Source organism: Stenotrophomonas sp. 96582_Sma (assembly GCF_056480905.1).
Genome location: NZ_CM151122.1, coordinates 2,861,565 through 2,884,595, shown reverse-complemented (window position 1 = coordinate 2,884,595; position 23,031 = coordinate 2,861,565). Strand labels below are relative to the sequence as shown.

Below are 23,031 nucleotides of genomic sequence, written 5' to 3'. Positions count from 1 at the left end.
GTTTGTTCAAGCCGGCGGCCCATACGCGGCGCCAGCATGCAGGCCCCTTACTTTCCGGATTGCCCATGAAGCACTGGATGCTCCGCCTGTATGCCCCGTTGTTCCTGCTGGGTTTCGTTGCCGCCGCCGTCGCCTGGATCGGCCACCTCCACGGCGACCCACTATGGCTGCTGGCCTTGCTGGCGGTCGCCATCGCGATTTCGTTCGCCGCCGAACGCGTGTGGCCCTATGACCCTGCGTTCAACCACGATCACGGCGACAGCCTGCGTGACACCCTGCATGCGCTGGTCAACGAGAGCCTGAACCTGCTGTCGATCGCGGCGGTGCCACTGCTGGCAGCCATCATTCCGTGGCAGGCCTGGCCGCTGCAGTGGCCATTCGCGCTGCAGGTGCTGCTGGCCGTCATCTGCGCCGATCTCGGCATAACCCTGGTGCACTACGCCAGCCATCGCATCGGCTGGCTGTGGCGGCTGCATGCGGTGCATCACAGCGTGACCCGCATGTATGGCTTCAACGGTCTGATGAAACACCCGCTGCACCAGGCGGCCGAAGCGGTGGGCGGCGTGCTGCCGCTGCTGCTGTTGGGCCTGCCGATGCCGGTAGCCGCGGTGTTGGCGTTCGCCATTGCCATCCAGCTGCTGCTGCAGCATTCCAACGTGGACATGCGTCCCGGCGTGCTGGGCCGGGTGATGGCCTGGGCGCCGCTGCACCGCTTCCACCACATGCGTTACGGCACCGCCGGCGACGTCAACTTCGGCCTGTTCCTGACTGTCTGGGATCACCTGCTGGGGACCGCCTTCGATGCGCCCGGCTATCGGCTGCAGCAACGCGACCTCGGCATCGGCAGCCAGCCGGACTATCCGCGCGATTATCCCGGACAGCTGCTGGCGCCGTTCCGCGAACTGCCGCATGGCGAGGTACCGGAGTTGCCGGAAGGTCTGCGCAGGCGCGGATGATGGGGCGTGTCAGGCCGCGTGCAGCTGCAGGCCCTGCAGCTGCGCGGCACCGATGCCGAACATGCGGCGCAGGCTGCGCGACAGATGGGCCAGGTCAGCGAATCCGGCCGCGTGCGCGCTGTCGGTCAGGCTGTGCCCGCGCAGATGATGCATCAGTGCGCTGCGCAGCCGTTGCCACAGCACCCAGCCGCGCAGGGTCACCGCCAGATCGGACTGGAAGCGTCGATGCAGCTGGCTGGTCGACAGATGTGCCGCCTCGGCGATATCGGCGGCTGGCACCGGCCCGGGCAGGTGCTGGGCGATACGGGACAGCGCGGCCTGCACGCGGCGGTCCAGTGGTTGCGGGCGGCTCAGCCGTGGCAGCCAGTCGTGCAGCTCCAGCGCGTTGCCCGGCAGCGCGTGCAGGTGCTGCTCGATCTGCCCGGGATCGGCATGTGCGGGCTCGAGGAACACCGTACAGCCCGCTTCCGGCGCCGACAGGATTGCGTGCGGCTGGAATGACGGCAGCCACAGCCGTTGGCCCTGCTGCCGTACGCCAGCGACCTCGACCTGCCAGAGCGCGGCTTCGCTCAGCAACAGTTGATGGGCGTAGTGCGCGTGCGTATCGCTGCCACCGGCGTGGCCCTGCAGCACGGCCACGTGAGCATCCAGCAGCAGCGTGCCATTCCAGGGCAGGGCGGGAGAGGACATGGAGGAATTGTAGATCCACGCCATGCGTGGATGGACCTCCACCGGAATCGAATATCTCGTGTTGATTTGAAAAGCATCCACGCATGGCGTGGATCTACTGGCCACCAGCCAGCTGTCGAAGGCGGGGCACTGTGGGTTTGCGGGGTGTGAGCCGCATGGATGCGGCGACCAAGGCTACATGGACGTACTTGCGCCGTCCCCGCAGACCCACAGTGCCCCGCCATCCCACGGAATGCGGCATTTGATTCTGCTGTAGCGTTGGCCGTTGCCTCTGCGGGTGCCGGGCGCAGCCCGGCCGCGCGCACCCTCACCGCCCCTGCGGATCCGGCCGGTGATGCACGTACTCGACCACGGTGCCATCGGGATGCACCGCATTGAACGCCGCCCCGGTCGGTACCACCTGCAGCGGGAAGATGATTTCAGCGCCAGCCGCCACCAGCTTGTCGTGATAGGGCCGAACGTCATCGACCAGCAGCGTCCCCGTGGTCGAAGTGAAGGGCGCCAGCGCCGCCTTGCTGCCCTCGATCAACAGGAACGCACCGACCATCGCCAGACGCAGGCCGGCCTCCGGAAACGGGAACCCGGCATCGGCCACCACGCCCTGCAACTGCTCGTAGAACGCCACGCTGCGCTCCAGCTCACCGGGGGCCACGAACACCCGGATCAGCACGCGCGGCGCGCGTTGGCTGGAGGTGTCACAGCGGTCGCGCCAGAGATGATCGAAGTCGCGGTGTACGGTCATGGGCTCGATTCGTGGCCAGGGATCTCCATTATCAGCAGCCTCGCGCGGCGCGCTGATGACCGCCGGTGATGGCCTGATAACCAGTGGCTGGGGTCGGCCTGTGACTTAGGTCCTGTTGACAGGTGTGAACGCCCTCGCACAATCTTCACATGATTAGGTCGCCCTGCGCGGCCCGGACAGGCAGGTTGTCACGCCGGGAGGAGGGTCCCAGGCGCAGACCAGCCCGTCCTTCGGCCTGCGGGACGTTGCCTGGCAACCCCTGCGCGGCATGAACGCTGCACCCTTCGGCGGCACTTTCCCTGGACCGATTGCCTTGGCAACGGAATTACGCCTGCCGATGAAAACGTTTACAAAGCCGCTTGCACTGTCCCTGGCCCTGTCAGCCGCACTGGCCGCCCCGGCCTGGGCCGACCCCGCCGCGTTCACTGTGCTGACCCTGGAACAGGCCCCGACCGCCGAGGCCATGCCGGCCCTGGCCGCCCAGCTGAAGACCCTGCAGGTGGACGCGGTGAGCGTGCGCCAGGTGCAGCGCGGCATCGGCCAGGTCGATCCGCTGCAGGTGCTGGCCGATGGCCTGGGCTACGCGTACCGCTTCATTGCTGCGGGCAAGGACGATGGCCAGACCCAGCGCGGCCAGGCCGTGCTGACCCGGCTGCCGATTGCTGCTGAATCCGGCCCGGACCAGCCGGGCCTGAACTACCTGCGCCTGGATGACGGTCGCCATGCCGTGGCGGTCTACACCGATGCTGGTGCAGGTGCCGCGCAGCTGCCGGCGCTGGTCACGTGTTCGCGGCTGGGCGCACCGGCGGTGCTGCTCGGCGCGGTGGCCGGTGAATCGGCCAAGGCCGCAGGCTTCGACCCGGCACGTGTGGCGCTGGAGGCCGATGCCAGCTATTTCAGCGACGGCTTCCAGGCCGCCAGCAGTGCACCGTTCAAGGTGGAAGGCAGCGCCCTGCGTGCCACGCTGCTGACCCTGGCCTATGCCGCCGACAAGCATGGCGACACGCCGTGGATGGACACCACCCTCAACGCCGATGCACGCGCTGCGCTGCTGCTGAAGGCGATGACCGAGGATGAGAAGTTCCAGATGCTGCACAGCTACTTCGGGCTGGGCAAGGACGGTGGCCCGCTGCCGGAAGGCGCGGTCGGGTCGGCCGGTTTCGTGCCGGGCGTAGCGCGGCTGGGCATTCCATCGCAGCAGTCGGCCGATGCCGGCGTCGGCGTGACCAATCCGGGTGGCATCCGCCCGGGTGACTTCGCCACGGCAATGCCGTCGGGCCCGTCCACCGCCTCCACCTGGAACCGTGCGGTCGCCTTTGCCGGCGGCGCGACCATGGGCCGCGAAGCGTGGCAGCAGCGCTTCAACATCCTGCTGTCCGGCAGCGTCAACCTGCAGCGCGACCCTCGCAACGGCCGCAACTTCGAATATGCCGGTGAAGACCCGCTGCTGGCCGGTTCGATGGTCGGCGCGCTGATCCAGGGCGTGCAGAGCCAGCACGTGATCTCCTCGATGAAGCACTTCGCGCTGAACGACATGGAGACCCGCCGCAACTTCCACGACGTGCGCATCGGCGAACAGGCCATGCACGAGTCGGACCTACTGGCCTTCGAGATCGCGCTGGACGCCGGCCGCCCGGGCGTGGCGATGTGCTCGTACAACAAGATCAACGGTACCTACGGCTGCGAGAACGGCTACCTGATGAATCAGGTGCTGAAGCAGGAATGGAAGTTCCCCGGTTTCGTGATGTCCGACTGGGGCGGCGTGCACAGCGGTTCCAAGGCAGCGCTGGCCGGCCTGGACCAGCAGTCGGCCGGTGAAGTGTTCGATGCGGCAGTGTTCTTTGACGAACCGCTGCGCCTGGCCGTGCATGGTGGCGTGGTGCCGCAGGCGCGCCTGAACGACATGGTGGCGCGCATCCTGCGCACGATGTTCCTGCACGGCAACTTCGACAACCCGCCGCAGCACCAGAAGGTCGATGCCGAGGCTGGCTTCGCCGTCGCCCAGCGCACGGTGGAAGAAGGCAGCGTGCTGCTGCGCAATGAAGGCAACCTGCTGCCGCTGGCCGACAGCGTGAAGCGCATCGTCATCATCGGCGGTCATGCCGACAAGGGCGTGATCGGTGGCGGTGGTTCGTCGATGGTGGGCGTGACCGCCAAGGGCACCAACGCGGTGCCGGGCGTGCTGCCGACCACCTGGCCGGGCCCGGTGATCTTCCACCCGTCCTCGCCGCTGGAATCGCTGCGTGCGGCACGTCCGGATGCAACCATCGAGTATGTGGACGGCACCAACGCCGCCGCTGCGGCCAAGGCAGCCGCGCAGGCCGATGTGGCCATCGTGTTTGCCACCCAGTGGGCGGCCGAATCGGTGGACCTGCCGGACATGCAGCTGCCGGATAATCAGGACGCACTGATCTCGGCCGTGGCCAAGGCCAACCCGAAAACCGTGCTGGTGCTGGAAACCAACGGCCCGGTGCGCACGCCGTGGCTGGCGCAGGTGCCGGCGATGCTGCAGGCCTGGTACCCGGGCATCCGCGGTGGCGAAGGCATTGCCGCGCTGCTGACCGGCCAGGTCAATCCGTCCGGCCGCCTGCCGGTGACTTGGGTGGTGGACGAATCGCAGCTGCCGCGCCCGCACATCGACGGCCTCGGCTTCAAGCCGGCCAAGCCGTTCGGTGATGTGTTCGATTTCGATATCGAAGGCGCCAACGTCGGCTACAAGTGGATGGCAGCCAAGGGCCTGACCCCGACCTTCGCCTTCGGCCACGGCCTGTCCTACACCTCCTTCGCCTATGAAAACCTGAAGGTGAGCGTGGAGGGTTCGCGCCTGGTCGCCAGCGTCGACATCCGCAACACCGGCAAGCGCGCCGGTGCCGACGTCGCCCAGCTGTACCTGAAGCTGCCGGCCGGCAGCACCACGCCGATCCGCCTGATCGGCTACGACAAGGTGACCCTGCAGCCGGGTGAACAGCGCCGCATCCGCATCGAAGCCGAGCCGAAGACGCTGGCTCACTACGATGCGCAGGCCCGCCAGTGGAAGATCGATGGCGGCACCTACCAGGTGCAGCTGTCGCGCAACGCCGCCGAACCGCTGCAGACGGTGGATGTGCAGCTGGTGGAGCAGGTGCTGCGCTGATGCCTGAAGGCATGGCCCCGCAAGGGGCCATGCAAAAAGGAGGGGGGGGGATTAAGTCGTTTATGCATAAACGACTTAATCCCCTCCGTCCCCTTTTTTCAGGTGACAAACCACCCGCGCAGGAAATCGATCAGCTGCCGCACCTTCGGTGAGGGCTGCGTGCTGTGCGGGTAGACCGCGTACACGCTCTGCTGCGGGAACCGGTGCTGGCGCAGCACCGGGCGCAGCCGGTCCTGGGCCAGGTCGTCCTGGATCAGCCAGCGTGGCAGCACGGTGACCCCGGCGCCGGCCACGGCGAAGGCGCGCAGGCTGCTGGCGCCATTCACGCGCACCACCGCGTTGCCCGGGTTGGTGGCGAACAGGGCGTCGCTGCCGTCAGGTGCAATCACCGGCACGTCGGCCAGGCGTGGGTAGCCGAGGCGGGGCAGGGTGCCCAGCTGCACGGGGTCATCGGCAGCATCGGCAGAGGGCAGGCGTGCCAGCAGGGACGGAGCCGCCACCGCGCACAGTGGGTGCCGTTCCAGTTCGCTGGCGTGCAGGCCCGAATCGGGCAGGCGGCCGAGGCGGATGGCCAGATCGAAGCGTTCGGGAATCAGATCGGCCGGTGCCGGTGAGGTCGACAGGTGCAGCTGCAGGGCCGGATGCCGCGCACGGAACGCCTCCAACGCAGGAATCAGGCGCAGCTGGGCGTACTCTGGGGTGGTGGTCAGGCGCAGCACGCCCTGCAGCTGATGCTGGTCGCGGCGGGCGGCATCGATCGCCGCCTGTGCGGCGTCCAGCGCCTGCACGCAGTGCTGCAGGAACTGTTCGCCGGCCTCGGTCAGGGCCAGGTGGCGGGTACTGCGCAGCAGCAGGGTCACGCCCAGCTCCTGCTCCAGCCGCTTCAGGTTGAAGCTGACCACCGCACGGCTCAGGCCCAGGCGATCGGCGGCAGCGGTCAGGCTGCCGGCCTCGACCACTGCACGGAAGATATCGAAGCGATCAAGGCTGACCATGGCAATTCATTGTCAAAGCAGATTTGACAGTGTTGCAGTTGCTGTCGTGTTTTTCCAACAAGGCCCGCACGGCATGCTGGCCGCTTCCCTGCTGGAGCGTCGCCGATGCCGTCCCCCCGCCTGCGCCATGAGGCCATCTTCCTGCTGGTGTTCGCTCTGGATCTGGTCAACATGTTCATCGCCACGGTGGCCTATCCGGCGCTGGCGGCGGAACTGCATGCCGACGTCGGTACCCTGGCCTGGGTCGGCACCGCCTACATGCTGGGCCTGAGCGTGGTGATTCCGCTGGCGCCCTGGCTGGCCGCACGCTGCGGTGAGCGTCGCCTGCTGCTGGTGGCGTTGCTGCTGTTCGCCGCCTCCGCAGTGTTGGCCGGGGCTGCACCGGGTATTGGCTGGCTGTTGGGCTGGCGCCTGCTGCAGGGCCTGGCTGGTGGCCTGCTGATTCCGGTGGCACAAGCGGCAGCGTACCGACAGTGCACGCCTGACCAGCGTGGCGCGCTGACCCGCCGCATCCTGCTGGTGGCGCTGCTGGTGCCGGCACTGGCGCCTGCGCTCGGTGGGCTGCTGGTGCAGTGGTTGTCTTGGCGCGGTGTGCTCTGGGCCAGCCTGCCGCTGGCCGTGGTGGCGATTGGACTGGTGCTGGCGTGGATGCCGGCCGATGGCGCGCGTAGTGCGCCACGCCTGCAGGCCTATGCGCTGTCCACCGCGATGGCGGCGCTGGGCGCGCTGCTGCTGGCGTTGACTTGGCTGGGCGAGCCCGGACATCGGACCGCCGGTGCCGTACTGCTGTTGATCGCAATGCTGTTGGCGGCGGCTCACCTGCGGCATGCACGGCAGCAGGCGCAGCCACTGCTGCGCTGGTCGCTGCTGTCCCATCGCGGGCTGCGCCTGGCGATGCTGGTCTACCTGGCCGTACCCGGCGTGTTCATCGGCAGCCAGCTGGTCAGTACCCTGCAGTTGCACCAGGCCGGCTATAGTGCCGCGCGCATCGGCGCGCTGATGCTGCCGTGGGCGCTGGCCTCGGCCATTGCGATCACGGCCAGCAAGCGCCTGCTGACCCGCTTCGGCCCGGCCACAGTGCTGCGTGCGGGCATGCTCCTGCAGGCCTGCGGCCTGTTGTTGATGGCGCTGCTGCCACACCCGGTCTTTGCCATTGCCGCATTGCTGTTTGCCTTGATGGGCGCTGGCGGCAGCCTGTGCAGCAGCACGGCGCAGACGCTGGCCTTCCATGGGGTCGAGGGCGAAGCATTGGGCGATGCCAGTGCGCTCTGGAACCTCAATCGCCAGCTCAGCTTCTGCTTGGGCACCGCGGCCATCGCGCTGCTGCTGGCCTTGGCCATGCAGTGGCTGCCGGCCCGCGCCACCGGCGTGGCGCTGGGTCTGGCCGCTCTACTTACCCTGCTGCCGATGGCGTTGCTGCGCCGGCCGCAGTTGCTCACCCTTTCGCAACCGGAGAACACCTGATGGATACCACCGCAGAACACGAAGTCCACCACCTGCACGACAAGCTGCAGGCCTGGTTCCGCGCCGACGCCGGCACCGACGCGCTGGAGGACCTGATGGCGCATTTCTGCGCGGACTTCAGCATGGTCGGCATCGCGGGTCGCAGGCTGGACCGGAAGGCCGTGCAGGCACTGTTCGCGGGTGGTCATGGCGCGCGTCCAGGGCTGCAGATTTCCATCGACGCCCTGCAGGCGGTGGAAGCGCCATCACCGCTGGCGGTGCTGCGCTATCGCGAAGGGCATGCGATCGATGGCGGCGAGCCCGTATGGCGGGAATCGCTGGCGGTGCTGCGGCGGGAAGAGGGGCGTTGGCGCTGGCTGGCGCTGCATGAGGTAACGGCAGCCTGATCGGTAGTGCCGGCCGCTGGCCGGCAACCGCGTACCGTGCCCGAGGTGGATGAAGTTGCCGGCCAGCGGCCGGCACTACCGGTTGCCGACGAGCGCAGCAGCTGGTCGCACATGTGCCATCAGTCCTGCCCACATCCACCGCAGAATGCAAAGCCTGCACACACTTCACGGCTCAAGGCAGGAGTAGGCTTGAGGCTTTCCTGCCGGGAGGGGTTGTCCATGCGTGTGCGTGCCGTCGCTGTAGCCATTGCCCTTTGCCTGTCCAGCACAGTGCTGGCCGCCGAAACCCCGCCGATGACCCCGGACATCAGCGGCAAGCCCTTCGTTGCCCCTGATGTCGGTCGTGACTACGACAAGCGCGTGGTGATGGTGCCGATGCGCGATGGCACCAAGCTGTATACGGTGATCGTGGTGCCCAAGGGCGCGCGCAATGCCCCGATCCTGCTCACCCGCACGCCTTACGATGCTGCCGGCCGCGCCAGCCGCAGTGATTCGCCGCGCATGCGCGACCTGCTGCCGCAGGGCGACGAGGTATTTGTCGATGGCGGTTACATCCGCGTATTCCAGGACATCCGCGGCAAGTACGGCTCCGAGGGCGATTACGTGATGACCCGGCCGCTGCGCGGACCGTTGAACAACACCAAGGTGGACCACTCCACCGACGCCTGGGACACCATCGACTGGCTGGTGAAGAACGTGCCGGAGAGCAACGGCAAGGTCGGTATGCTCGGCTCGTCGTACGAGGGCTTCACCGTGGTGATGGCGCTGACCGACCCGCACCCGGCGCTGAAGGTGGCCGCGCCGCAGAGCCCGATGGTGGATGGCTGGATGGGCGACGACTGGCTCAACTACGGCGCGTTCCGCCAGGTCAATTTCAACTACTTCGCGATGCAGACCGAGAAGCGCGGCAAGGGCACGCCGCTGCCCAGCCTCGGCTACGATGACTACAGCACCTTCCTGCGTATCGGTTCGGCTGGCGACTACGCGCGTTTCACCGGCGTGGACCATCTGACCTGGTGGAAGAAACTGGTGGAGCACCCGGCCTATGACGGCTTCTGGCAGGGCCAGGCGCTGGACGCGGTAATGGCGAAAACACCGTTGAAGGTGCCGACCATGTGGCTGCAGGGCCTGTGGGACCAGGAGGACATGTGGGGTGCCAACCACGCCTACCAGGCAATGGAAGGGCACGACAGTGGCAACAACCGCAACTACCTGGTGATGGGCCCGTGGCGGCACAGCCAGGTGAACTACAGTGGCAGCGAGCTGGGCGCGCTGAAGTTCGATGGTGATACCGCACTGCAGTTCCGCCGTGACGTGCTCAAGCCGTTCTTCGACCAGTACCTGGTGGACGGTGCGCCGAAGGCGGACACGCCGCCGGTGCTGATCTACAACACCGGCGAGAACCACTGGGATCGCCTGAAGGGTTGGCCTCGCAGCTGCGACAAGGGCTGTACCGCCAGCAGCAAGCCGCTGTACCTGCGGGCCGGCGGCAAGCTGGCGTTCCAGGCGCCGGCGGCGGGCGAGGGTGACTTCGAGGAATACGTGTCCGACCCGGCCAAGCCGGTGCCGTTCGTGCCGCGCCCGGTCCGTTTCGGTGACCGCGACATGTGGACCACCTGGCTGGTCAAGGATCAGCGTTTCGTTGATGGCCGCCCGGACGTGCTGACCTTCATCACCGAACCGCTGACCGCGCCGCTGCGCATCGGCGGCGCACCGGTGGTGCACCTGCAGGCGTCGACCAGTGGCACCGACAGCGACTGGGTGGTGAAGCTGATCGACGTGTATCCGGACCAGGAAGCGTCGACGCCGGAGATGGGCGGCTACGAGCTGCCGGTGTCGCTGGCGATCTTCCGTGGTCGCTATCGCGAGAGCTTCAGCGATCCGAAGCCGCTGGCCGCCAACGAGGTGCTGCCGTACCGCTTCGACCTGCCCAACGCCAACCACATCTTCCAGAAGGGGCACCGGGTGATGGTGCAGGTGCAGTCCAGTCTGTTCCCGCTGTATGACCGCAACCCGCAGACCTACGTGCCGAACGTCTACCTGGCCAAGCCCGGCGATTACCAGAAGGCCACGCAGCGGGTCTGGCACAGCGCGGCGCAGGCCAGTTACATCGATCTGCCGGTGTATTGAGGTTGATGAGGTGCGCCGGGTGCGCGATACCCGGCGGTGCGCGGTCGTGCCGGCCGCTGGCCGGCATCCGTGATGGTGTGAGAGCGTGTCGACCAAGGTCGACACCTACCAGAGCGGAGCCATGGAAGTTCGATTCAGGCGGCCGCGATCGTGCCGGCCGCTTGCCGGCATCTGGGATGGTGTGAAAGCGTGTCGACCAAGGTCGACACCTACCAGAGCGGAGCCATGGAAGGTCGATTCAGGCGGCCGCGGTCGTGCCGGCCGCTGGCCGGCATCCGCGATGGCGTGAAAGCGTGTCGACCAAGGTCGACACCTACCAGAGCGGAGCCATGGCAGGTCGATTCAGGCGGCTGCGGTCGTGCCGGCCGCTGGCCGGCATCCGCGATGGCGTGAAGCAGAAGCTGCTATCCGACCTTTGAGGGTCCGGTGCGCCAGCGGCTGGGTACCAGGCCGAAACGCTTGCGGAATGCAGCCGCGAAGTTGCTGGGGTGGCGGTAACCACTGGCGGCCGCAGCCTGCTCGACAGTCCAGCCGTCCTCGCGCAGGCCCTGCTCGGCGTGGCGCATGCGTTGTTCGTGCAGGTAGTCGAACACCGAGCAGCCGTACTGCTGGGCGAAATGACGGCGCAGCGAGCTTGGGCTCATGCAGGCCAGCTGGGCCAGTTCGATCAGACTATGGGCGTGGCTGGGATCGTCATGCAGGTAGGCACGCACGCGCTCCAGGCGCTCGCGCTGGCCAGCCCGCAGCGTTCGTACATGGTCGGTCTGCAGATCCTCGGCCTTCAGCCCAACGGCCAGCAGCTGCAGTGCGACGCCTTCGCGCCACAACGCGTCGATGCCGTCCTCCCATGGGCTTTCGAACAGCTGGCCCAGCACCGGCAGCAGGGTATGCGGAATGGCCCAGTGGCGGCATTCCAGGTGGGTGTTGAGCGCGGTCTCCAACTGTGGCAGCTGGAACAGGTCCGGATCGATCTGGCCGGGCACCATCACGCTGACGCCGCGCATGCGCGTTTCGCCAGGATGCGCACCGGTCATCTGAACCTGTTCGCGGTGGTGCGCGGTCATCGCCGTACCAGCACGCAGGGTGAAACCACCACGTCGCGGAATGCGCACATCGACCTGGCCCTGCAGCATCACGCGGATGGCCAGGCCGGGACTCTGCTGGGCGGTGGCGACATAAGGGAAGCGATTATGGACGTCGGAGGCGATCAGGCTCATGCCGCCGCGCAGGAACTGCTCGTTGACCTCGCCATGGCCGGCCCACTGGTCGTCACGCAGGTGCTCCGGGTCGGCGCGGTAATCGAAGCCATGGCGGTGGCCGAAGCGGCGGTAATCAGCAAAAGTGAAATATCGGGACATCGCTCGGCACGTGCTTTGGAGGTGGACGCTGGCATTACCTCGCCCACGCGCTCTGCAATGCAGATGCAGATCCCGTCGTTACCCGTGCAGACATGCTGGGAAGCAGGGGCGTGGGCACGCTGGATAGTGGGGGAACACCAGGTTGAATGGAATGTGTCGAAGAAACTGGAAACGTTTCCCATTGTCGCCTTGATTCGCGCGCTTTTGATTTCAATATGGTCAAAACGATTGACGATTACGGCCAAAGTGAAAATGCCGCCGAACATACGCCAGCGTTTTGCATGCATATCCGTACGCAATTCCATACATCAACTTGAGTTGAGGTTTCATGGCTGGAACGATCACCCGTAGACGCGATGTCGGCCGGGCCATCACGAGCGGGCGCGTAGGGTGGGGCGGTTGGCCATTGCAGGTCACATCGATACCCCCACTGATGGAGAACGCAGATGATTGACTACCAGCTCACCGGCAAGACCGCGATTGTGACCGGCGGCGTGTCCGGTATCGGCCTGGCCGTGGCCCAGACGCTGGCCGCATCCGGTGCCCGTATTTCGGTCTGGGACCTGAAGCAGGATGCAGTCGATGCCACCGTGACGCAGCTGCGCAGTGCCGGTGCACAGGCCATCGGCATTGCGCTGGACGTTACAGACGACGCGGCCGTGGAGGCGGCGGTGCAGCGCACGATCAAGGAACTCGACGGCCTGCATGTGGCAGTCAACAACGCCGGTATCGGCGGGCCGGCCGCAAGCAGCGGTGACTATCCGATCGATGGCTGGCAGCGGGTAATCGACGTCAACCTCACCAGTGTGTTCCTGTGCCAGCGTGCGCAGATCCAGGCGATGCGCACGGCCGGAACCGGTGGCAGCATCATCAACATGGCCTCGATCCTGGGCCAGGTGGGCTATGCCGGTTCCACCGCGTACGTGGCGGCCAAGCACGGCGTGGTCGGGCTGACCCAGACCGCCGCCTGGGAGCATGCGGCCGACGGCATCCGTGTCAACGCGGTCGGCCCGGGCTTCATCAGCACGCCGCTGCTGGAGAAGATGGACCCGAAGGTGCGCGCCACGCTGGAAGGCCGCCACGCGTTGAAGCGGCTGGGCACGGCCGAGGAAGTGGCGGCGCTGGTTGCCTGGCTGGCCAGCGACGACGCCTCGTTCGCGACCGGCACATACTATGCGATCGATGGTGGTTATCTGGCGCAATGATCGAGTGCGTGAAGGTTACGCATGGCGATGGCCAGTAGATCCAGGCCATGCGTGGATGAGCGCATGCGGTGAAGCATGCGGTGAAGAGGGCGTGCCATCGTCTTCACCGCCATCCCACGGCTGCCGAGCAACGCTCCGGGAAACGCCCGGAGCCTGCCCATGGAACTCACCCAGGATGTCTCGATCCTGCTGCGCGTGGCCGCAGCAATGCTGTTCGGCGGCGTGCTCGGTGTCGAGCGCGAGATGGGCAAGCACGCTGCGGGCCTGCGCACCCACATGCTGATTGCCGGCGCTGCTGCGCTGATTGTTGGACTCGGCGATTCAGTGGCAGAGCACTTCCAGCAGGAGCGTTACCGCGACCTGCTGCAGGTCGACCCGGTGCGCCTGATCGAAGCCGTGGTCGCCTGCGTCGGCTTCGTTGCCGCCGGCACCATTCTGCGTGGGTCACGCGAGGATCAGGTCAGCGGCCTGACCACGGCCAGCTCGCTGATCATGGCGGCGGCCATCGGCATCGCCGTGGGCATAGGAAAGTACGTGATTGCCATCGGGGTGAGCGTGCTGTGCGTGCTGGTGCTGGCGGTGATGCGGCGGTTGGAGAAGCGGATTTCGTAGGGAATCTCGAATTGCCGGCAAGCGGCCGGCACTATCACGGGATCTAAATGGTCGGACCAATATGGCATCTAGCCCTATGGTCTAATAGGCGCTTCGTCGGAGCGGCGGTTAAATCCGCTGCAAGTGGTCTGATCGAAATCATTATTGGTAATACCAATAATCGACGACCATGGCGACCCACCGCCTGCGGTGGAGCACATCCCGCCCCAGTCGAGAGCCCTCATGCAGCCCTGGCAACACCTGTACGACCCCGCCGGCAACCTGTGGTTGTCCAGCCTGATCGCGCTGCTGCCGATCGCGTTCTTCTTCGTCGCCCTGGCCGTGCTGCGCATGAAGGGCTGGCTGGCCGGCACGATCACCGTGGCCATCGCGCTCGGCGTCGCCCTGCTGTTCTACCGCATGCCGCTGAGCCAGGCGCTGGGCGCGGCCGGTTTCGGCTTCGTCTACGGCCTGTGGCCGATCGCCTGGATCATCATCGGCGCGGTATTCCTCTATAAAGTCTCGGTCAAGACCGGGCAGTTCGACATCATCCGCGCCTCGATCCTGTCGGTCACCGAGGACCAGCGCCTGCAGATGCTGATGGTCGGCTTCGCCTTCGGTGCCTTCCTGGAGGGGGCAGCCGGCTTTGGTGCACCGGTGGCGATCACCGCGGCACTGCTGGTCGGGTTGGGCTTCAAACCGCTGTATGCCGCCGGCCTGTGCCTGATCGTCAACACCGCGCCGGTCGCCTTTGGTGCGATGGGCATTCCGATCATCGTGGCCGGGCAGGTCACCGGTCTGGATGCCTTCGAGATCGGCCAGATGGCTGGGCGCCAGCTGCCGTTCCTTACGATCATCGTGCTGTTCTGGATCATGGCGATCATGGATGGCTGGCGCGGCATCAAGGAAACCTGGCCGGCAGTGCTGGTGGCCGGTGGTTCGTTCGCCATCGCGCAGTATCTGACCTCCAACTTCATCGGCCCGGAGCTGCCGGACATCACCGCGTCGCTGGCCTCGCTGGTCTGCCTGACGCTGTTCCTGCGCCGCTGGAAGCCGGTGCGGATCTTCCGTTTCGATACCGAAACCAGCGCCGAGGCGGCCGCACAGGCACTGGAGGCGCCGCGCTACAGCGTCAGCCAGATCGCCAAGGCTTGGTCGCCGTTCCTGATCCTCACTGCGATGGTCACGCTGTGGAGCATCAAGCCGTTCAAGTCGCTGTTCGCGGCGGGCGGCCCGCTGGAAAGCTGGGTGCTGAAGATCCCGGTGCCGGGCCTGGACCAGATGGTGCAGAAGATGCCGCCGATCGTGGATGCACCGCTCAGCTACGAGGCGATCTACAAGTTCGACTGGTTCTCGGCCACCGGCACCTCGATCATCCTCGCCGCGGTGATCGCCATCATCGCGCTGCGCATGCCGGCCCGTTCGGCGCTGCAGACCTTCGGTGAGACCGTGCGTGAGCTGCGCATGCCGATCTACTCGATCGGCATGGTGCTGGCCTTCGCCTTCATCGCCAATTACTCGGGCCTGTCGGCGACGCTGGCGCTGGCACTGGCGCACACCGGTGATGCGTTCCCGTTCTTCTCGCCGTTCCTGGGCTGGTTGGGCGTGTTCCTGACCGGCTCGGATACTTCGTCCAATGCCTTGTTCTCGGCACTGCAGGCCACCACCGCGCAGCAGATCGGCGTGTCCGACGTGCTGCTGGTGGCGGCCAACACCACTGGCGGCGTGACCGGCAAGATGATCTCGCCGCAGTCGATCGCCATTGCCTGCGCGGCGGTCGGCCTGGCCGGCAAGGAATCGGACCTGTTCCGTTTCACGGTCAAGCACAGCCTGATCTTCACCACGATGGTCGGCCTGATCACCCTGGCCCAGGCTTACTGGCTGACCTGGATGATTCCCTGAGCCATGCACGGTCAGTCGACCACCCGCTGCGCGCTTCGGGCCACAATGACGCCATGAGCACGCAACGTATTTCGGACAAGGTGGCCGCGCAGCTGCGCGGCCTGGTGCAGGAACAGCGGCTGCAGCCGGGTGACCGGCTGCCGGCCGAACGCACCCTGGCGGTGCAGCTGGGGGTCTCGCGAACGGCGTTGCGCGAGGCCATCGCGCAGTTGGCCAGCCAGGGCCTGCTGACCGCACGGGTCGGTGGCGGCACCTACGTGGCCGAACCCGCGGCGCGCGCGCGGCAGGCGCTGGATGAACCGCTGGCGCCGTACCTGCCGCTGTTCCAGGGCGACCCGGAATACCGCTTCGACGTGCTGGAGATCCGCCACGCGCTGGAAGGTGCCACCGCCTGGCATGCAGCGTTGCGCGCCACCGATGAGGATCGTACGCGCATCGCGCAGGCCTTCCAGACCATGATGGACGCGCACGGCAAGGACGATCCCACCGGTGAAGCCGAGGCCGACGCGGCCTTCCACCTGTCCATCGCCGAGGCCTCGCACAACCTGGTGCTGCTGCAGGTGATGCGCGGCCTGTTCGACCTGCTGCAGACCAACATCTCGCAGAGCCGCGAAAAGCTCTACACCTCGGCGAGGACCTTCTCGCCGTTGTCCGACCAGCACCGCGAGATGATGGACGCGGTGCTGGCCGGCGACCCCGAACGCGCGCGCGCCGCCGCGCATGCCCACCTCGAGTTCGTGCACACCACGCTGCGCACCCTCGATGACAACGAAGCCCGGCGTGCGCGGGCCTCGCGTCTACCTTCCCCACACGGTTGACCCCATGATCATCTCCGCCTCCACCGATTACCGTGCCGCAGCGCAACGCCGGCTGCCGCCGTTCCTGTTCCACTACATCGATGGCGGCGCGTATGCCGAGCACACGCTGAAGCGCAACGTTTCCGACCTGTCCGACATCGCGCTGCGCCAGCGCATCCTGCGCAACATGTCCGACCTGAGCCTGGAAACCGAACTGTTCGGCGAAACGCTGGCAATGCCGGTGGCGCTCGCCCCGGTCGGCCTGACCGGCATGTATGCCCGGCGCGGCGAGGTGCAGGCGGCGCGCGCCGCCGACAGCCACGGCATCCCGTTCACCCTGTCCACCGTATCGGTGTGCCCGATCGAGGAAGTGGCACCGGCCATCCAGCGGCCGATGTGGTTCCAGCTGTATGTACTGCGCGACCGTGGTTTCATGCGCAACGCGCTGGAGCGGGCGCAGGCCGCGGGCGTGACCACCCTGGTGTTCACCGTGGATATGCCGGTGCCGGGTGCGCGCTACCGCGATGCCCACTCGGGCATGAGCGGCCCGAATGCCTCGCTGCGCCGCATCGGCCAGGCCATCACCCACCTGCACTGGGCGTGGGACGTGGGCCTGTTCGGCCGCCCGCATGATCTGGGCAACATCTCCACCTACCGCGGCAACCCGACCGGGCTGGAGGATTACATCGGTTGGTTGGGCAGCAACTTTGATCCCTCCATTTCGTGGAAGGACCTGGAGTGGATCCGCGAGTTCTGGAAGGGCCCAATGGTGATCAAGGGCATCCTCGACCCGGATGACGCACGTGATGCGGTCAAGTTCGGCGCCGATGGCATCGTGGTCTCCAACCACGGTGGCCGCCAGCTCGACGGCGTGCTGTCCACCGCGCGTGCATTGCCGGCGATTGCCGATGCGGTGCAGGGCGACCTGAAGATCCTCGCCGATTCCGGCATCCGCACCGGCCTGGACGTGGTGCGCATGCTGGCGTTGGGTGCCGATACCATGCTGCTGGGCCGTGCCTTCGTCTATGCACTTGCAGCGCAGGGCGAGGCGGGCGTGGCCAACCTGCTGGACCTGATTGCCAAGGAAATGCGCGTGGCGATGACACTGACCGGTGCGCGCCGCATCGCTGACATCGGCCGCGATTCGCTGGTCAACCTGCCGTGAGTGGCCACGATGCCGTGCTGGCGCAGTTGCGCGATGCGGTCGGCAACCGCCATGTACTGACCGGCGACAAGGCCACCCGCCGTTTCCGCCGTGGCTACCGTTTCGGCGACGGCCCGGTGCTGGCGGTGGTGCGCCCGGGGACGCTGCTGGAGCTGTGGCGTGTGCTGCAGGCGGCGGTGCAGGGCGGGGCAGCGATCATCCTGCAGGCGGCCAACACCGGCCTGACCGGTGGCTCGACCCCGGATGGCAACGACTATGGGCGTCCGATCGTGCTGGTCAGCACGCTGCGCCTGACCGGCATCCAGCTGTTGAACGAGGGCCGCCAGGTGCTGTGCCTGCCTGGCGCGACGCTGGACCGCCTGGAGCAGACGCTGGCACCGCTCGGCCGCGAACCGCATTCGGTGATCGGCTCGTCCTGCATCGGTGCGTCGGTACTCGGTGGCATCTGCAACAACTCCGGCGGCGCGCTGGTGCGCCGTGGCCCGGCCTACACCGAGCTGGCACTGTATGCGCAGGTCGATGCGCAGGGCCAGCTGCAGCTGGTCAACCATCTGGGCATCGCGCTGGGCGATACGCCCGAGCAGATCCTGCAGCGCGTGCAGGCGGGTGACTACCGTGCTGCCGACGTTGGGGACGGCGATGGCCGCGCCGCCTCCGATCCACGCTACGCCGAGGAAGTGCGCCGGGTCGATGCCGATACGCCAGCACGCTTCAATGCCGACCCCAGCCGCCACTTCGAGGCAGCGGGGTCTGCCGGCAAGCTGGCAGTATTCGCGGTGCGCCTGGATACCTTCGAGAAGGAGGCCGCCGAGGTCTTCTATATCGGCAGTAACCGCACCGACAGCCTGACCGCGATCCGGCGCCAGCTGCTGACCGGCTTCGAACGCCTGCCGATTGCCGGCGAGTATATCCACCGCGATGCCTATGACATCGGCGAACGCTACGGCAAGGACAGCTTCCTGTTGATCGACCGCCTCGGCACCGCCCGCGTGCCGGCCGCCTTCGCATTGAAGAGCCGGGTTGATGGCTGGTTCGAGCGGCTGGGCCTGCGCGGCGTGACCGACCGGGTGATGCAGGTGCTGACCGGCCTGCTGCCCTCGCACCTGCCCAAGCGCATGGGCGAGTTCCGCCAGCGCTACGAGCATCATCTGCTGCTGAAGGTCTCCGCGCAGGACGCCGCGGAAACCGAGGCCTGGCTGCGCGGCTTCTTCGCCGACCATGAGGGCGGCTACTTCCACTGCACGGCCGATGAGGGGCGCAAGGCGTTCCTGCATCGCTTCGCTGTGGCCGGCGCCGCGGTGCGCTACCGCGAGGTACACCGCGACCAGGTGCAGGACATCGTCGCGCTGGACATCGCCCTGCGCCGCGATGATGCCGACTGGTTCGAGCAGCTGCCGGTCGATATCGATGGCCGCCTGCTGCACAAGCTGTATTACGGCCACTTCCTGTGCCACGTGTTCCACCAGGACTACATCGCGCGCAAAGGCGAAGACCCGATGGCGATCGAGCATGCGATGTGGGCGTTGCTGGATCAGCGTGGCGCCGAGTATCCAGCCGAGCACAACGTCGGCCACCTGTACCCGGCCAAGCCGGCGCTGGCCGGGTTCTACAGGCAGCTGGATCCGAGCAATACGTTCAATCCGGGCATCGGCCAGACATCGAAGGCGAAAGGGTGGGGTGGCTGCGACTGTAGTGGGCATTGACGGATACAATGTGGCTTTACTGTAGAGCCGAGCCTATGCTCGGCTGCAATTCCCGACAGGCACAGTCGAGCAAGCTCGACTCTACCGGAGCAGCGGTTACCATCTGGATTCCACGAGCAGGAATCTCATCCATGCCCCCCGTCCTTGCCCGCACGACCGTGTGCGTTGCACTGCTGGCCACCCCGATGCTGGCGCTGGCGCAGGGCTCGATCCTGCCGCAGCAGCGTGACGCTGCGGGCAACGTGATGGAGCCGTTGGGGCAGGTGCTGATCGCCAATGAGACGGGGCCGGTGGGGCTCTACGAGTGCACGCGGGACGGCATCTGGTGCGTGCGCGTGCAGCCGGTTGCCAAAGATGGTGACCGGCCGACCGTGCTGGAAGTACTTGAGAAGGAACCGGGCCAGGGCACGCCACACACCTACCACGTCAGCATCGACGTGCCGCAGGAAAGCGAGCTGTCGCTGTGGCCGTGGATCGTGCGGCTGGCACCTGGCGTGGGCAGCGATGAACCGGTGACCGACCCGCAGCAGCGCGCCCGCCAGAATGTGCTGGTGGGTGGCATCGTCACGTTCAGCGCCATGTACTCCGGTGGAGGTGCCGACGCGTCCACGCTGCAACTGGCACGCGTGCGCCACCTGCAGGACGACATCCAGGTGGACGACGACGTGTTGACCGTGCCATGGCTGGGCAATGCGATGATCCGCGCCTGTTTCAGCGAACAGGACATCAAGCAGCGCGCAGGTGCCTGCCATGACGAATACGGCTTCTCGGCGAAGCTGGCGCTGGATACGGTCGCCGAGGGCATGCCGGTGCTGCGCTACCAGACCGTGGCGACCCGGTTCCCGGCCGGTGTTTCGCGCTTCGAGGATTCGCTGGCCAAGGGGCCGTTGAAGAAGCAGGATCTGCGCACCGAGCAGGACCCGGCGTGCACCTACACGCGGCTGTTCCGCTTCAGCGATGGGGTATTCCACCCCGACCAGGCGCTGCCGGACTGCGCGGGGTATACCGAACCCTGAAATGTAGAGTCGAGCCATGCTCGACTGGTTTTCTGCGCGACCCATCCGAAAAGCCAGTCGAGCATGGCTCGACTCTACAAAATCCCGCTGCCGCGCTTACTCGCAGCGGGTGGACGTGATGATGTTGTCCTTGTCCACGAACACGCGCAGGCGGTCCGGGCGGATGTCCTTGGTGGTGATGGTGCTGGGGCCGATCGGGTTGACCAGGCCGGCACCGCTCTCGCGGGACAGGCGACGGATGTTGGGCTCGTTGGCCGGCTGGCCGATCGCCCAGCCCAGCTGGCTGGCGTCGCAGCGGCCACTGCCTTTGACTTCCGGGCCAGGGGTGCTGACGCAGGCCGACAGCAGCAGGGCGGAGGCCGGCAGCAACAGGGACAGACGGAATGCAGACATGCGAGCGCTCCTGCGCAGGGGAAGATGGCGGGAACGATAGCACCGAGCGTGCGAAAGGCGTCAGCGCCCCGGTCATTGCCGGCACAGCGTGGTCATTGCATAGTGGGAGCAATGGCTGGCAGTACGCCAGCGGGCAGGCCGGGCCTTTCCGGCGCAGGTGTTGGATACGGTATGACGGCAGGCAGTTTCCGCGGCAAGGACAAGACGATGACGGCGCTGGTGTTGTCGTTGCTGGGCATGGCGTTTGCCGCCTCCGCTGCCGATCCGGAACCCGCGCCGGTCGAAACCCCGGTATTCGGCGCCTGGCGCAACCTGCAGACCGAATCCGGCTACGCGCCGGCCCAGCGTAACCTGGCCTTCGCCATGCTGCCGCAGGCGGCCACCCGCGGCGACCGTTTCGCCATCCTCGACCGCGAGGGCAAGCGGGCGGTGTGCTGCCTGCAGGTGGCCAGCCCCTCGCTGGGCGTCGCTGCGCTGCGCGGGGAGTACCACCTGCCGCAGGCCTGGGTGACGGATCTGAGCAATGGCCGTAGCCCTGCACGACCCTATGTGCCGCACGTCTATGCGATGCAGCGGGTGGACGAGCTGGCCGACTATAGCTTCGCCGATATACCTGGCGCCTACAGCGACCTGGGCGGTCTGCTGATTCCGGAAGGTGCCGCGCTGGAGGCCGACGGCAGTGCCGTGCGCCTGGGGGACAGCCGCTATCCGCTGCATTTCCAGCGCCAGCCGCACGCCGATGACGATGGCGCGCTGGACCGCTACAGCCTGCAGGCCGGCGAGGGTGCCGCCCCGATCGTGGTTGAAGTGCCGTTCGGCACCTACTGATTGCAGCGTTGCACTGGCTAGAATGCAGCGCGGCGCTGTCTGCCGTGCCTGCTCCGTGAGTCGTGCCGTGTCCTTGCGCCCCTTCCTGCTGTCGTCCCTGCTGCTGTTGTCTGCCTGTGCCAGCGCGCCTCCGCCGCCGGCCCATTCCGATGCATTGTGGCGATTGATTGAACGTGACTGCCAGGGCGCCGAAGGCCCGCGTGGCGATTGCCTGCGGGTGGAGACGGCAGCAGACCGCCGCGATGTGCTGGTCAAGGACGCGCACGGCGACTACCAGTTCCTGCTGATGCCGCTGGACAAGGTCAGCGGCATCGAGAGCCGCAGCCTGTACCAGCGTGGTGCACCCAACTACTTCGGCGCGGCCTGGCTGGCCCGCACCCACACCGAACGGGCGCTGGGCCAACCGCTGCCGCGCAACGTTGCCAGCCTGGCGCTGAATTCACCGCATGGCCGCTCGCAACATCAGCTGCATATTCACGTGGATTGCCTGCGTGCCGACGTGCTGCAGGCGCTGGACACGCATGCTGCCGCTCTGGGCAGCCAGTGGACACCGCTGCCGGTGCTGCTGCGCGGCCATCAGTACCAGGCACGCCTGCTGCCGGGCGCAGAACTGACCGCCAATCCGCTCAATCTGCTGGCCTACGACCTCGCAGGCGTGGACGACGTCGGCCAGTGGAGCCTGGTTGTGGCGGGCCGGGACGCCGTGCAGGGCGTCCCGGGCTTCATCCTGCTGGCCACCCGTGTGGACGCGGGCACCGGCAACGAGGCCAGCGCCGAAGAGCTGCAGGACCACGCCTGCTCGGTGCTGACCGGTGCCGGCAACGCGCTGGAGCGGGTGCGCTAGTCCAGCACGCTGTGCTTGCTCCGCCACATGGGGGCGGTCAGCGCCAGCAGCTGGCGATCCTGCCAGCCATCCAGATCCAGATGATGGTCGCGCAGCAGGCCTTCCTGCTCGAAGCCGAAGGCCCGCAGCGCGGTGGCGAACGGATCACTGCAGTCCGGTGGCAGCATCACGAACAGGCGATGCAGGCCGACGTCCTCGAACAGGAACGGGCACAGCGCCTGCAGCGCCGCGTCGGCATGCGGGTGCCAATGCTGCAGCGACAGCAGTTCGGCGCTGCGCGCGTGTAGTGATTGCAGCCGTACGTGCAGCTGGTCCAGTACGTTGCCGTGCTCGTCATCGAACACCCCCAGCAGCAGCTGGTCGTTGTCCTGTTCCAGGCGTGAGCGATGCATGTGGGCGAGGAAGCGCGCTTCCTCATCGATGACGGACGGATCGCGGCGGCCGCGCCGGCGGCGGTCATCGAACAGGCGCCAGCGCGGCAGGTCGGCACGCTGGAAAGGGCGCAGGGTGACCGGTGCGGCCTGCAGCTGCAGCAGGTGACGGCGCAGCACCGGGCGCAATGGGGGAAGGAGGGAAGTGGGGTACGGGGTCATCATCCCGGGCACGATGGCCGTGCCTGCAGCCCTGCACCATTCAAAACATTGCAAAAGTGTGGTGGATGGCACTGCGGGTCTGATTCGGTTCAGGCATAAGGCCATCAGGCCTGGTCATTTCCGTTGAAACCCCCCATTCA

Annotated in this window: 20 protein-coding genes; 14 read left to right on the top strand and 6 right to left on the bottom strand. The window is 66.8% G+C overall.

The genetic code is table 11. From position 1 onward, the window contains the following. Window positions 1-65: 65 nt before the first annotated feature. Window positions 66-956 (top strand): sterol desaturase family protein, encoded by an 891-nt coding sequence (locus ACZK2R_RS13325; RefSeq protein WP_180837772.1) that lies wholly within the window; start codon window positions 66-68, stop codon window positions 954-956. 9 nt (window positions 957-965) lie between these two features. On the opposite strand, the gene ACZK2R_RS13320 is transcribed toward ACZK2R_RS13325, so the two are convergent. Further along, window positions 966-1,670, bottom strand: a complete 705-nt coding sequence (locus ACZK2R_RS13320) for an AraC family transcriptional regulator (protein WP_125894585.1) — start codon at window positions 1,668-1,670, stop codon at window positions 966-968. A gap of 283 nt (window positions 1,671-1,953) precedes the next feature. After that, window positions 1,954-2,388, bottom strand: coding sequence for a VOC family protein (locus ACZK2R_RS13315; RefSeq protein WP_049422820.1), 435 nt, complete (start codon window positions 2,386-2,388; stop codon window positions 1,954-1,956). A gap of 337 nt (window positions 2,389-2,725) precedes the next feature. Here ACZK2R_RS13315 and ACZK2R_RS13310 point away from each other — a divergent pair, with 337 nt between their 5' ends. Then, the gene (locus tag ACZK2R_RS13310; protein WP_125894587.1) at window positions 2,726-5,521 is read left to right on the top strand and encodes a beta-glucosidase family protein; all 2,796 of its coding nucleotides are present in this window, start codon (window positions 2,726-2,728) and stop codon (window positions 5,519-5,521) included. A 98-nt stretch (window positions 5,522-5,619) separates the two neighbouring features. On the opposite strand, the gene ACZK2R_RS13305 is transcribed toward ACZK2R_RS13310, so the two are convergent. Next, a complete protein-coding gene (locus ACZK2R_RS13305; protein WP_125894589.1) occupies window positions 5,620-6,516 on the bottom strand; it encodes a LysR family transcriptional regulator in 897 nt (298 codons plus the stop codon). Window positions 6,517-6,621: 105 nt separating this feature from the next. Here ACZK2R_RS13305 and ACZK2R_RS13300 point away from each other — a divergent pair, with 105 nt between their 5' ends. From ACZK2R_RS13300 to ACZK2R_RS13290, 3 genes are all read left to right on the top strand, one after another. Continuing rightward, window positions 6,622-7,980 carry an MFS transporter gene (locus ACZK2R_RS13300; protein WP_180837771.1) on the top strand — a complete coding sequence of 453 codons (1,359 nt, stop codon included), beginning with the start codon at window positions 6,622-6,624 and terminating at the stop codon, window positions 7,978-7,980. Continuing rightward, complete coding sequence (locus ACZK2R_RS13295) at window positions 7,980-8,366, top strand: DUF4440 domain-containing protein (protein ID WP_180837770.1); 387 nt, start codon at window positions 7,980-7,982, stop codon at window positions 8,364-8,366. Before ACZK2R_RS13300 ends, ACZK2R_RS13295 begins: the two co-directional genes overlap by 1 nt. Window positions 8,367-8,585: 219 nt before the next feature. After that, window positions 8,586-10,496, top strand: coding sequence for a CocE/NonD family hydrolase (locus ACZK2R_RS13290; protein ID WP_180837666.1), 1,911 nt, complete (start codon window positions 8,586-8,588; stop codon window positions 10,494-10,496). Between the two features lie 404 nt (window positions 10,497-10,900). Here ACZK2R_RS13290 and ACZK2R_RS13285 read toward each other — a convergent pair whose 3' ends face one another. Next, on the bottom strand, window positions 10,901-11,854 hold the full coding sequence (locus tag ACZK2R_RS13285) for a helix-turn-helix transcriptional regulator (RefSeq protein ID WP_180837662.1): 954 nt from the start codon (window positions 11,852-11,854) through the stop codon (window positions 10,901-10,903). 446 nt (window positions 11,855-12,300) lie between these two features. Between ACZK2R_RS13285 and ACZK2R_RS13280 the strand changes: the two genes are divergently transcribed. The 7 genes from ACZK2R_RS13280 to ACZK2R_RS13250 all read left to right on the top strand — a co-directional run bounded on the left by ACZK2R_RS13280 (window position 12,301) and on the right by ACZK2R_RS13250 (window position 20,233). Then, window positions 12,301-13,059 carry an SDR family NAD(P)-dependent oxidoreductase gene (locus tag ACZK2R_RS13280; protein WP_049398446.1) on the top strand — a complete coding sequence of 253 codons (759 nt, stop codon included), beginning with the start codon at window positions 12,301-12,303 and terminating at the stop codon, window positions 13,057-13,059. 159 nt (window positions 13,060-13,218) lie between these two features. Beyond that, on the top strand, window positions 13,219-13,671 hold the full coding sequence (locus ACZK2R_RS13275) for an MgtC/SapB family protein (protein ID WP_005410036.1): 453 nt from the start codon (window positions 13,219-13,221) through the stop codon (window positions 13,669-13,671). Window positions 13,672-13,893: 222 nt separating this feature from the next. Next, window positions 13,894-15,552: an L-lactate permease gene (gene lldP, locus ACZK2R_RS13270; RefSeq protein ID WP_180837660.1), complete on the top strand. Its 1,659-nt coding sequence runs from the start codon at window positions 13,894-13,896 to the stop codon at window positions 15,550-15,552. A 53-nt stretch (window positions 15,553-15,605) separates the two neighbouring features. Then, on the top strand, window positions 15,606-16,370 hold the full coding sequence (gene lldR / locus ACZK2R_RS13265; RefSeq protein WP_049398449.1) for a transcriptional regulator LldR: 765 nt from the start codon (window positions 15,606-15,608) through the stop codon (window positions 16,368-16,370). A gap of 4 nt (window positions 16,371-16,374) precedes the next feature. Then, window positions 16,375-17,514 (top strand): FMN-dependent L-lactate dehydrogenase LldD, encoded by a 1,140-nt coding sequence (gene lldD, locus ACZK2R_RS13260; RefSeq protein WP_478487302.1) that lies wholly within the window; start codon window positions 16,375-16,377, stop codon window positions 17,512-17,514. Next, window positions 17,511-19,217, top strand: a complete 1,707-nt coding sequence (gene dld, locus ACZK2R_RS13255) for a D-lactate dehydrogenase (RefSeq protein WP_180837658.1) — start codon at window positions 17,511-17,513, stop codon at window positions 19,215-19,217. Before lldD ends, dld begins: the two co-directional genes overlap by 4 nt. A 131-nt stretch (window positions 19,218-19,348) precedes the next feature. After that, a complete protein-coding gene (locus ACZK2R_RS13250; RefSeq protein ID WP_180837657.1) occupies window positions 19,349-20,233 on the top strand; it encodes a hypothetical protein in 885 nt (294 codons plus the stop codon). 96 nt (window positions 20,234-20,329) lie between these two features. Here ACZK2R_RS13250 and ACZK2R_RS13245 read toward each other — a convergent pair whose 3' ends face one another. Beyond that, window positions 20,330-20,626 (bottom strand): I78 family peptidase inhibitor, encoded by a 297-nt coding sequence (locus ACZK2R_RS13245; RefSeq protein WP_006373100.1) that lies wholly within the window; start codon window positions 20,624-20,626, stop codon window positions 20,330-20,332. 171 nt (window positions 20,627-20,797) lie between these two features. Between ACZK2R_RS13245 and ACZK2R_RS13240 the strand changes: the two genes are divergently transcribed. Together ACZK2R_RS13240 and ACZK2R_RS13235 are read left to right on the top strand one after the other, a co-directional pair. Further along, window positions 20,798-21,454, top strand: a complete 657-nt coding sequence (locus ACZK2R_RS13240) for a decarboxylase (RefSeq protein ID WP_180837656.1) — start codon at window positions 20,798-20,800, stop codon at window positions 21,452-21,454. Between the two features lie 67 nt (window positions 21,455-21,521). Further along, window positions 21,522-22,298 carry a CDP-diacylglycerol diphosphatase gene (locus tag ACZK2R_RS13235; RefSeq protein WP_125895867.1) on the top strand — a complete coding sequence of 259 codons (777 nt, stop codon included), beginning with the start codon at window positions 21,522-21,524 and terminating at the stop codon, window positions 22,296-22,298. Here the strand turns inward: ACZK2R_RS13235 and ACZK2R_RS13230 are convergent. Beyond that, window positions 22,295-22,894, bottom strand: a complete 600-nt coding sequence (locus tag ACZK2R_RS13230) for a GNAT family N-acetyltransferase (RefSeq protein WP_121503533.1) — start codon at window positions 22,892-22,894, stop codon at window positions 22,295-22,297. The two genes, ACZK2R_RS13235 and ACZK2R_RS13230, sit on opposite strands and share 4 nt — an antisense overlap. Window positions 22,895-23,031: the final 137 nt, after the last annotated feature.

Bases quoted from the DNA above. Each gene is read 5' to 3' on its own strand.
- ACZK2R_RS13325 (WP_180837772.1), top strand. From the start codon at position 66: ATGAAGCACTGGATGCTCCGCCTGTATGCCCCGTTGTTCCTGCTGGGT.
- ACZK2R_RS13320 (WP_125894585.1), bottom strand. From the start codon at position 1,670: ATGGCGTGGATCTACAATTCCTCCATGTCCTCTCCCGCCCTGCCCTGG.
- ACZK2R_RS13315 (WP_049422820.1), bottom strand. From the start codon at position 2,388: ATGACCGTACACCGCGACTTCGATCATCTCTGGCGCGACCGCTGTGAC.
- ACZK2R_RS13310 (WP_125894587.1), top strand. From the start codon at position 2,726: ATGAAAACGTTTACAAAGCCGCTTGCACTGTCCCTGGCCCTGTCAGCC.
- ACZK2R_RS13305 (WP_125894589.1), bottom strand. From the start codon at position 6,516: ATGGTCAGCCTTGATCGCTTCGATATCTTCCGTGCAGTGGTCGAGGCC.
- ACZK2R_RS13300 (WP_180837771.1), top strand. From the start codon at position 6,622: ATGCCGTCCCCCCGCCTGCGCCATGAGGCCATCTTCCTGCTGGTGTTC.
- ACZK2R_RS13295 (WP_180837770.1), top strand. From the start codon at position 7,980: ATGGATACCACCGCAGAACACGAAGTCCACCACCTGCACGACAAGCTG.
- ACZK2R_RS13290 (WP_180837666.1), top strand. From the start codon at position 8,586: ATGCGTGTGCGTGCCGTCGCTGTAGCCATTGCCCTTTGCCTGTCCAGC.
- ACZK2R_RS13285 (WP_180837662.1), bottom strand. From the start codon at position 11,854: ATGTCCCGATATTTCACTTTTGCTGATTACCGCCGCTTCGGCCACCGC.
- ACZK2R_RS13280 (WP_049398446.1), top strand. From the start codon at position 12,301: ATGATTGACTACCAGCTCACCGGCAAGACCGCGATTGTGACCGGCGGC.
- ACZK2R_RS13275 (WP_005410036.1), top strand. From the start codon at position 13,219: ATGGAACTCACCCAGGATGTCTCGATCCTGCTGCGCGTGGCCGCAGCA.
- lldP (WP_180837660.1), top strand. From the start codon at position 13,894: ATGCAGCCCTGGCAACACCTGTACGACCCCGCCGGCAACCTGTGGTTG.
- lldR (WP_049398449.1), top strand. From the start codon at position 15,606: ATGAGCACGCAACGTATTTCGGACAAGGTGGCCGCGCAGCTGCGCGGC.
- lldD (WP_478487302.1), top strand. From the start codon at position 16,375: ATGATCATCTCCGCCTCCACCGATTACCGTGCCGCAGCGCAACGCCGG.
- ACZK2R_RS13250 (WP_180837657.1), top strand. From the start codon at position 19,349: ATGCCCCCCGTCCTTGCCCGCACGACCGTGTGCGTTGCACTGCTGGCC.
- ACZK2R_RS13245 (WP_006373100.1), bottom strand. From the start codon at position 20,626: ATGTCTGCATTCCGTCTGTCCCTGTTGCTGCCGGCCTCCGCCCTGCTG.
- ACZK2R_RS13240 (WP_180837656.1), top strand. From the start codon at position 20,798: ATGACGGCAGGCAGTTTCCGCGGCAAGGACAAGACGATGACGGCGCTG.
- ACZK2R_RS13230 (WP_121503533.1), bottom strand. From the start codon at position 22,894: ATGATGACCCCGTACCCCACTTCCCTCCTTCCCCCATTGCGCCCGGTG.